This window comes from Ideonella azotifigens, from assembly GCF_006519715.1.
Classification (GTDB): Bacteria; Pseudomonadota; Gammaproteobacteria; order Burkholderiales; family Burkholderiaceae_C; genus Ideonella; species Ideonella azotifigens.
This window is the reverse complement of sequence record NZ_VIDT01000301.1, coordinates 1-6,430: the sequence shown is the minus strand read 5'-3', so window position 1 is coordinate 6,430 and position 6,430 is coordinate 1. Positions and strand designations below refer to the sequence as shown.

At 66.9% G+C, this 6,430-nt stretch carries 9 protein-coding genes; 4 read left to right on the top strand and 5 right to left on the bottom strand.

Translation table 11 applies throughout. The annotated features are described in order from the left end of the window. Positions 1–453: response regulator (locus FKP22_RS17550; RefSeq protein ID WP_141288807.1), on the top strand; the 453-nt coding region annotated here is incomplete at its 5' end. 140 nt (positions 454–593) lie between these two features. On the opposite strand, the gene FKP22_RS17545 is transcribed toward FKP22_RS17550, so the two are convergent. Both FKP22_RS17545 and FKP22_RS17540 read right to left on the bottom strand, forming a co-directional pair. After that, positions 594–1,421: a segregation and condensation protein A gene (locus FKP22_RS17545; RefSeq protein ID WP_231011610.1), complete on the bottom strand. Its 828-nt coding sequence runs from the start codon at positions 1,419–1,421 to the stop codon at positions 594–596. A 74-nt stretch (positions 1,422–1,495) separates the two neighbouring features. Beyond that, positions 1,496–1,702, bottom strand: a complete 207-nt coding sequence (locus FKP22_RS17540; RefSeq protein WP_141288805.1) for a DUF3460 family protein — start codon at positions 1,700–1,702, stop codon at positions 1,496–1,498. A gap of 263 nt (positions 1,703–1,965) precedes the next feature. Here FKP22_RS17540 and FKP22_RS17535 point away from each other — a divergent pair, with 263 nt between their 5' ends. Beyond that, complete coding sequence (locus tag FKP22_RS17535) at positions 1,966–2,217, top strand: hypothetical protein (protein ID WP_141288803.1); 252 nt, start codon at positions 1,966–1,968, stop codon at positions 2,215–2,217. A gap of 61 nt (positions 2,218–2,278) precedes the next feature. Here the strand turns inward: FKP22_RS17535 and metG are convergent, their stop codons facing one another. After that, positions 2,279–4,324: a methionine--tRNA ligase gene (gene metG, locus FKP22_RS17530; protein WP_141288801.1), complete on the bottom strand. Its 2,046-nt coding sequence runs from the start codon at positions 4,322–4,324 to the stop codon at positions 2,279–2,281. Positions 4,325–4,489: 165 nt separating this feature from the next. On the opposite strand from metG, the gene FKP22_RS17525 reads away from it, so the two are divergent. Together FKP22_RS17525 and FKP22_RS17520 are read left to right on the top strand one after the other, a co-directional pair. Continuing rightward, positions 4,490–4,963, top strand: coding sequence for a nuclear transport factor 2 family protein (locus tag FKP22_RS17525; protein ID WP_170200942.1), 474 nt, complete (start codon positions 4,490–4,492; stop codon positions 4,961–4,963). A 19-nt stretch (positions 4,964–4,982) separates the two neighbouring features. Further along, entirely contained in the window at positions 4,983–5,444 is a 462-nt protein-coding gene (locus FKP22_RS17520; RefSeq protein ID WP_141288797.1) for a CYTH domain-containing protein, read from the top strand. A gap of 51 nt (positions 5,445–5,495) precedes the next feature. On the opposite strand, the gene FKP22_RS17515 is transcribed toward FKP22_RS17520, so the two are convergent. Both FKP22_RS17515 and FKP22_RS17510 read right to left on the bottom strand, forming a co-directional pair. After that, entirely contained in the window at positions 5,496–6,056 is a 561-nt protein-coding gene (locus FKP22_RS17515; RefSeq protein ID WP_141288795.1) for an Mpo1 family 2-hydroxy fatty acid dioxygenase, read from the bottom strand. Positions 6,057–6,184: 128 nt separating this feature from the next. Next, the coding region (locus FKP22_RS17510; protein ID WP_310733344.1) for a ketopantoate reductase C-terminal domain-containing protein at positions 6,185–6,430 on the bottom strand (246 nt) is incomplete at its 5' end.

Below are 6,430 nucleotides of genomic sequence, written 5' to 3'. Positions count from 1 at the left end.
CCGCCCGGTGAGGCCAGCCGCAGCCTGCCGCCGGTGCTGCCGCAGGCGCAAGGCATGCTGTCGCTGGCGCAGCGGCTGATCGTGGTGGTGGAAGACGACACGGCAGTGCGCGAAGGCCTGTTGCTGCTGCTGGGCGGCTGGGGTGCCAGCGTGGTCGCGTTCGACAGCTTCCGCGCCTGCCAGGACTGGACCCGTGCGGTCGAACCTTCCATGCTCACGCCGGACCTGCTGCTGGCGGACCATCGCCTCGAAGATGGCCACACCGGGCTGGAGGCGGTGCAACTGATGCGCAACGTCTTCGGTGCCAAGGTGCCCGCGGTGCTGGTCACAGGCACGCTGGGTGCCGAACTCGAAGCCACCGCCCGCCAGCAGGACTGCCACCTGCTGCTCAAGCCCGTGCTGCCGCACAAGCTGCGGGCGATGCTGGCGGCCAAGCTGCGACGCCTGGCATGACGACGGTGATTCAGCGAGTGGTTCGCGGCACCCTGCGAACCGGGTGCACCATCCACGGGGCCAGCGCCGGGCCGCCCCAAGCGGCCCCGCCAACCCGCTCGGCGGGTGGTTCGCGGTACCCCGCGAACCGGGTGCTCCATCTAAGCAGGCTGGTAGGCCAGGCGCACGTAGATCGGCGCGAAGGCTTCTGCCTGCGTGAGTTCCAGCAGGCGTTCGCGGGCCAGCTCCAGCATCGCGATGAAGGTCACCACCATCACCTGCTGGCCGCGAGTGATGTCGAACAAGTCCTGGAACTCGACGAAACGTTCGCCCTGCAGGCGGCGCAGCATCTGGCTCATGAATTCGCGCACCGACAGCTGCTCGCGCGAGATCTTGTGGTGCTGGGTCAGCTTGGCGCGGCGCAGGATGTCGGCCCAGGCGCTGCGGATGTCGTCCACCGCCACGTCCGGGAAACGCGGCTGCGTGGCCTGTTCGACGAAGACCTGGGCGCGCAGGAAGTCGCGGCCCAGCACCGGCAGCGCGTCCAGCCGCGCGGCGGCCAGCTTCATCTGCTCGTATTCCAGCAGCCGGCGCACCAGCTCGGCACGCGGGTCCTCGGCTTCCTGGCCGTTTTCGCTGGGCTTGGGCGGCAGCAGCATGCGCGACTTGATCTCGATCAGCATCGCGGCCATCAGCAGATAGTCCGCCGCCAACTCCAGGTTGTGCTGGCGGATCTGGTCGACGTAGCGCAGGTACTGGCGCGTGACATCCGCCATCGGGATGTCGAGGATGTTGAAGTTCTGCTTGCGGATCAGGTAGAGCAGCAGGTCCAACGGGCCCTGGAAAGCTTCCAGGAAGACCTCCAGCGCATCCGGCGGGATGTAGAGGTCGGTCGGCATCGCGAACAAGGGCTCACCGTAGAGCCGCGCCACGGCAATGCCGTCGACTTCGCGGGGGCCTTCGGTCTCGGGGGCCACGGCGGCAGGCAACTCGGCGGGCGCGGTGCCGCGGCTCGGCAGGGAGGTGCTCACGGCGCGGCCGGCGGGCGCGTCAGGCCGGGCGCTTACAGGCTGCTGCCGGTCTGGTAGACGTAGGGTTGCTGCGCCACGTGGGCGGCATCGAACTCGGCCGCGTCGTCACGGCTTTGCGGGCGGTCCCACAGCAGGGCGCGGCCGGCGCGTTGTTCTGCCTCCAGCGTCGGCTTCTTGGCCTTCAGCTCTTCGATGAACTGGGTGACTTCGGACTTGTAGGGCTTCCAGAACAGCGGCATGAGGGATCCACGTGAGAGTGCACAACCATGCATTTTAGCCGGCAGGCGGCGCCAGCCAAGCCGTCCCGATCAATGCCCGCCGCGGCAGGCCGCGCGCCGGGCTCGGCGTTTGAGCTGAGACAACTGCCGGCGCGAATTTAGGGGGATAGCGATGGGGTGCCGTGCATGGATTGGTGAAAACCCTGATAATCGAACTAATGGTTTTCCCTTGGTGCTGCACAGCAAGCGCATCAGGCGCATCGGATTTTTTGAAGGAGCTTTCCATGATTCGCACCCCCATCCTCGCTGTCACCCTGACCTTGCTCGGTAGCGTGGCCGCTCATGCCGCCGAAGAAGGCAAGCAAGTCGCAGCCCACAGCAACTACGACCATCCGGCCGTTGCCGTGGCCCGCATGGCCAAGGTCCGCAGCATCGACCCGAACACCGCGCTGGTCCAGCCGCCCGCATCGGTCACCTGGACCGTGCAGCCGGAAGCCAAGGTGATCGCCAGCGCCGGGCAGCCGGAACTGAAGTAAAGCCAGTCGCTTTGGCGGCACACCCCGCCGCCAGCCCGGGAGGGCGCAGGGGCGGGGCGCTTCAGCGCACGCGCATGCCAGGCTGGGCGCCAGGGAAGGGCTCGAGCACGAAGATGCCCGGGTTGGCCTTCTCGTCCGCATGGCTGGCGGCCAGCACCATGCCTTCGCTGAGGCCGAATTTCATCTTGCGCGGCGCCAGGTTGGCCACCATCACGGTCAGCTTGCCTTCCAGGTCTTCCGGCTTGTAGGCGCTCTTGATGCCGGAGAACACGTTGCGCGTCTTTCCTTCGCCCACGTCCAGCGTCAGCCGCAGCAGCTTGTCCGAGCCTTCCACGGCTTCGGCCTTGACGATCCTGGCGATGCGCAGGTCGACCTTGCTGAAGTCGTCGATCTTGATCTCGGGCGCCAGGTCTTCGCCGCCCGGTACGACCGCCGTTGGGGCCGGAGGCGTCAGCAGTTCGTCGACCAGCTTCGGGTCCACGCGCTGCATCAGGTGCTTGTATTCGCCGATCTTGTGCGCGCCCAAGGCGGTGGCCGCGTCCGCGAACTGCAGCGGCGCCACGCCCAGGAATGCCTCGACCTGCGCGGTCAGCGCCGGCAGCACGGGTTTGAGGTAGATCGTCAGCAGCCGGAAGGCTTCGATGCAGGTGCTGCAGACGTCTTGCAAAGCCTGCTCGGCGCCTTCCTTCCTGGCCAGTTCCCAGGGCTTGTGCGCGTCCACGTATTCGTTGACCTTGTCGGCCAGCGCCATGATCTCGCGCAGCGCCTTGCCGAACTCGCGTTCCTCGTAAAGCTCCTCGATGACGGCGCGGTGCGCGCGCAGCGTTTCCAGCAGCGCATTGCCTTCCACGCCCAGATCGCCGGAGAGCTGGCCGCCAAAGCGCTTGCTGAGGAAGCCGGCGGCACGTGACGCGATGTTGATGTACTTGCCGACCAGGTCCGAGTTGACGCGGGCGCTGAAGTCCTCTGGGTTGAAGTCGATGTCCTCGACCTTGCTGTTGAGCTTGGCGGCGATGTAGTAGCGCAGCCATTCCGGGTGCAGGCCCAGGTCCAGGTACTTCAGTGGGCTGATGCCGGTGCCGCGGCTCTTGCTCATCTTCTCGCCGCCGTTCACCGTGATGAAGCCGTGCACGAAGATGTGGTCCGGTGTCTTGCGGCCGCTGAATTGCAGCATCGCGGGCCAGAACAGGGTGTGGAAGTAGGTGATGTCCTTGCCGATGAAGTGCACCTGTTCGACCTCGGGGTCGGCAAAGAAGGCGTCGAAGTCGCGGCCGGTCTTGTCGAAGTAGTTCTTCAGCGAAGCCAGGTAGCCCACCGGCGCGTCCAGCCAGACGTAGAAGTACTTGCCCGGCGCGTCCGGGATCTCGATGCCGAAGTAGGGCGCGTCGCGGCTGATGTCCCAGTCGCCGAGGCCGCCGTTGCCTTCCTCGTCCTTGTTGAACCACTCCTTGATCTTGTTCAGCACCTCGGGCTGCAGCCGGCCCGGCGTGTGGGTCCATTCCTGCAGGAATTCCACGCAGCGCGGGTCCGAGAGCTTGAAGAAGTAGTGGTCCGAGGTCTTCAGCACCGGCACCGCGCCCGAGAGGGCCGAGTACGGGTTCTTCAGCTCGGTGGGCGCGTAGACCGCGCCACAGACCTCGCAGGAGTCGCCGTACTGGTCCTTGGCGCCGCACTTCGGACATTCGCCCTTGATGAAGCGGTCCGGCAAGAACATCGCCTTTTGCGGATCGAAGAACTGTTCGATGGTCTTGACCTCGATCAGCTCGTTCTTGCGCAGCGCCAGGTACAGCGCCTGGGCCAGCGCGTGGTTCTCGGGGCCGTCGGTCGAGTGCCAGTTGTCGAAGGCAATGTGGAACCCGTCCAGGTACTTGGCCCGGCCGGCGGCCACCGCGCCCACGAAGGCCTGCGGCGTCTGACCGGCCTTCTCGGCAGCGATCATGATGGGTGCGCCGTGGGCATCGTCTGCGCAGACGAAGTGCACTTCGGCGCCCTTCATGCGCTGGGCCCGCACCCAGATGTCGGCCTGGATGTACTCCATCATGTGCCCGATGTGGAAAGGCGCGTTGGCGTAGGGCAGGGCGGTGGTGACGAAGAGTTTGCGGGTCATGGTGGTCGATCGCGAAATGCAGGTGGCGGGCGCGATGAATCAAGCGCGGAACCCATCATTTTAGGCGGGCTGCCTCACCGCTGCCGCGGCGGGTTTCCGGCCTGCCGGCGCAATGGTTTAATGGCCGCCCAACGGGGCATTGCGACCCCGCACCAGAGGAGCCCCATGCACGCCGCCCGACTGTTCGCCCGCTTCTTCCTTCTGTTGGCGCTGCTGGCGGGTCTGGCGCCTGTCTTCGCCGCAGAAGCCGGCCAGGACGCGCTGGTGCAGCAGCTGACCGCGCAGTCCGCGGCCTGGGACCTGGCCATCGTGCGCAAGGACAAGGCCGCGATCGAAGCCAACATGGCCGAAGACTTCCGCCAGATCGACGGCGACGGCGACCTGGAAACCAAGGCCTCGTTTGTCGCCGGCCTGCTGTCGCCCAAGCTGGTGCTGGACCCGTACACGGTGCAGGAATTCGAGCTGCGCCTCTATGGCAGCACCGCGCTGCTCAGCGGTCGTATCCACATGACCGGCAGCTACGACGGCAAGCGCATCGGCAGCCACTACCGCTACATCGACGTCTACGTGCGCCAGCCCGACGGCCAGTGGCGCATCGTCAGCGTGCAGCTCACGCGCCTGCCACCCGCGCCCGTCTGAGCTGCGCACGGGAGTCCTGATGGCAATCGAGATTGAACGCAAGTTCCTGGTGGTGGGCGAGGGCTGGCGCCAGCCGGACGCGATGCACCTGAGCCAGGGTTACCTGAATCGGGACCCTGCGCGCACGGTGCGGGTGCGCATCGCGGGCGAAGAGGCTTTTCTGACCATCAAGGGCCGCAGCGAAGGCTTGAGCCGGGCCGAGTTCGAATACCCGCTGCCGCTGGCGGACGCGCAGGCGCTGCTGGCGCTGTGCGACGGGCCGTTGGTCGAGAAGCACCGCCACCGGGTGATGGTGGACGGGCTGCTGTGGGAGGTCGACGAATTCCACGGCGCGAATGCGGGCCTGGTCGTCGCGGAGCTGGAGCTGCAGTCGGAGGACCAGCCGTTTACGCGGCCGGCATGGTTGGGCGAGGAGGTGAGCGACGATGCGCGCTACTTCAACAGCCAGCTGGCGAGCCGGCCGTTCAATACTTGGCCGTGACCAAGTCGCGGCGGGTGGGCTTGCGTACCCGCAGACCGGGTGCCCCATCGCCTAGCCGAGGGTGGGCGCAGCGAGGTCGCGCAGGCGCGTCGGGCCGGCCTTTTCCTCGATGGTCTGCTTGAGCCGGCCCAGCAGGCCGGTTGAAAAAAGCGCCTCGGCAACGACAAATTCCGGGCCGACCAGCAGGCCGACCAGATCGTCTGCAAACGCCGGCTTGCGGCCTTCGTAGTAGTGGCCGATGAACTGGAACACCCAGCCGACGACGAAGGTGCCCACGCCCCAGCCCAGCCAGTGGCCGACGCTGCCAGCCGCCAGCGGCGCTGCCAGCGCGATCAGCAAACCATTGACCAGGCTGGTGGCCAACCCCAGCGCGAACTGGCCGCGGGTCAGGTACCACAGCGTGGACGCGAGCCACAGCAGCAGGGCAGGGCTCAGCGCCAAGGTACCCAGTGGCGTGTCCAGTTCGGCCCAGACCGGCCGCGCTGCCAGCACGCCAATGGCAAACACGATCATCGGGATGCCGATGAAGTGCGTGGTGATGTTGCGCGGGTCGCGGTGATAGCGGGCGTACTGCACCAGCAACTCGGTGGCGGGGCGAAACGGCGAGGGCATGGCGGGCGGCCTCCTGAAGAATGGGTACTGCGCAAACATCCTAGCCCTGCGGCCGCTTGGCGGCCAATGGGGATGAGCCCGCAGGCTGCGACATTTGGCCGTTCACGCGACAGTTTTGGCCTGCGCGGTCAGCCGCGGCCAGCCACCGCGCGCTGCAATTCCGCAGCCGGCCAGGGCTTGCGACGCTGCGGCCAGGCTTCGACCAGCGCCAGCATGCGGGCATTCAACGGCGCAGCCACCTGGTGCCGGGCCGCCAGCCGGCAGACCTCGCCGCACAGCGCGTCGATTTCGGTGGCGCGGCCCAGGGCCAGGTCGTCGGCCATGCTGGAGCGGGCTTTTTCGTCGATGTTCAGCATGCGCCCGGCCAGCCGCGT

What these genes read in the sequence shown, in the direction of transcription:
- FKP22_RS17525 (WP_170200942.1), top strand. Translation starts at nt 4,490, where the DNA reads ATGCACGCCGCCCGACTGTTCGCCCGCTTCTTCCTTCTGTTGGCGCTG.
- FKP22_RS17515 (WP_141288795.1), bottom strand. Translation starts at nt 6,056, where the DNA reads ATGCCCTCGCCGTTTCGCCCCGCCACCGAGTTGCTGGTGCAGTACGCC.
- FKP22_RS17520 (WP_141288797.1), top strand. Translation starts at nt 4,983, where the DNA reads ATGGCAATCGAGATTGAACGCAAGTTCCTGGTGGTGGGCGAGGGCTGG.
- FKP22_RS17535 (WP_141288803.1), top strand. Translation starts at nt 1,966, where the DNA reads ATGATTCGCACCCCCATCCTCGCTGTCACCCTGACCTTGCTCGGTAGC.
- metG (WP_141288801.1), bottom strand. Translation starts at nt 4,324, where the DNA reads ATGACCCGCAAACTCTTCGTCACCACCGCCCTGCCCTACGCCAACGCG.
- FKP22_RS17540 (WP_141288805.1), bottom strand. Translation starts at nt 1,702, where the DNA reads ATGCCGCTGTTCTGGAAGCCCTACAAGTCCGAAGTCACCCAGTTCATC.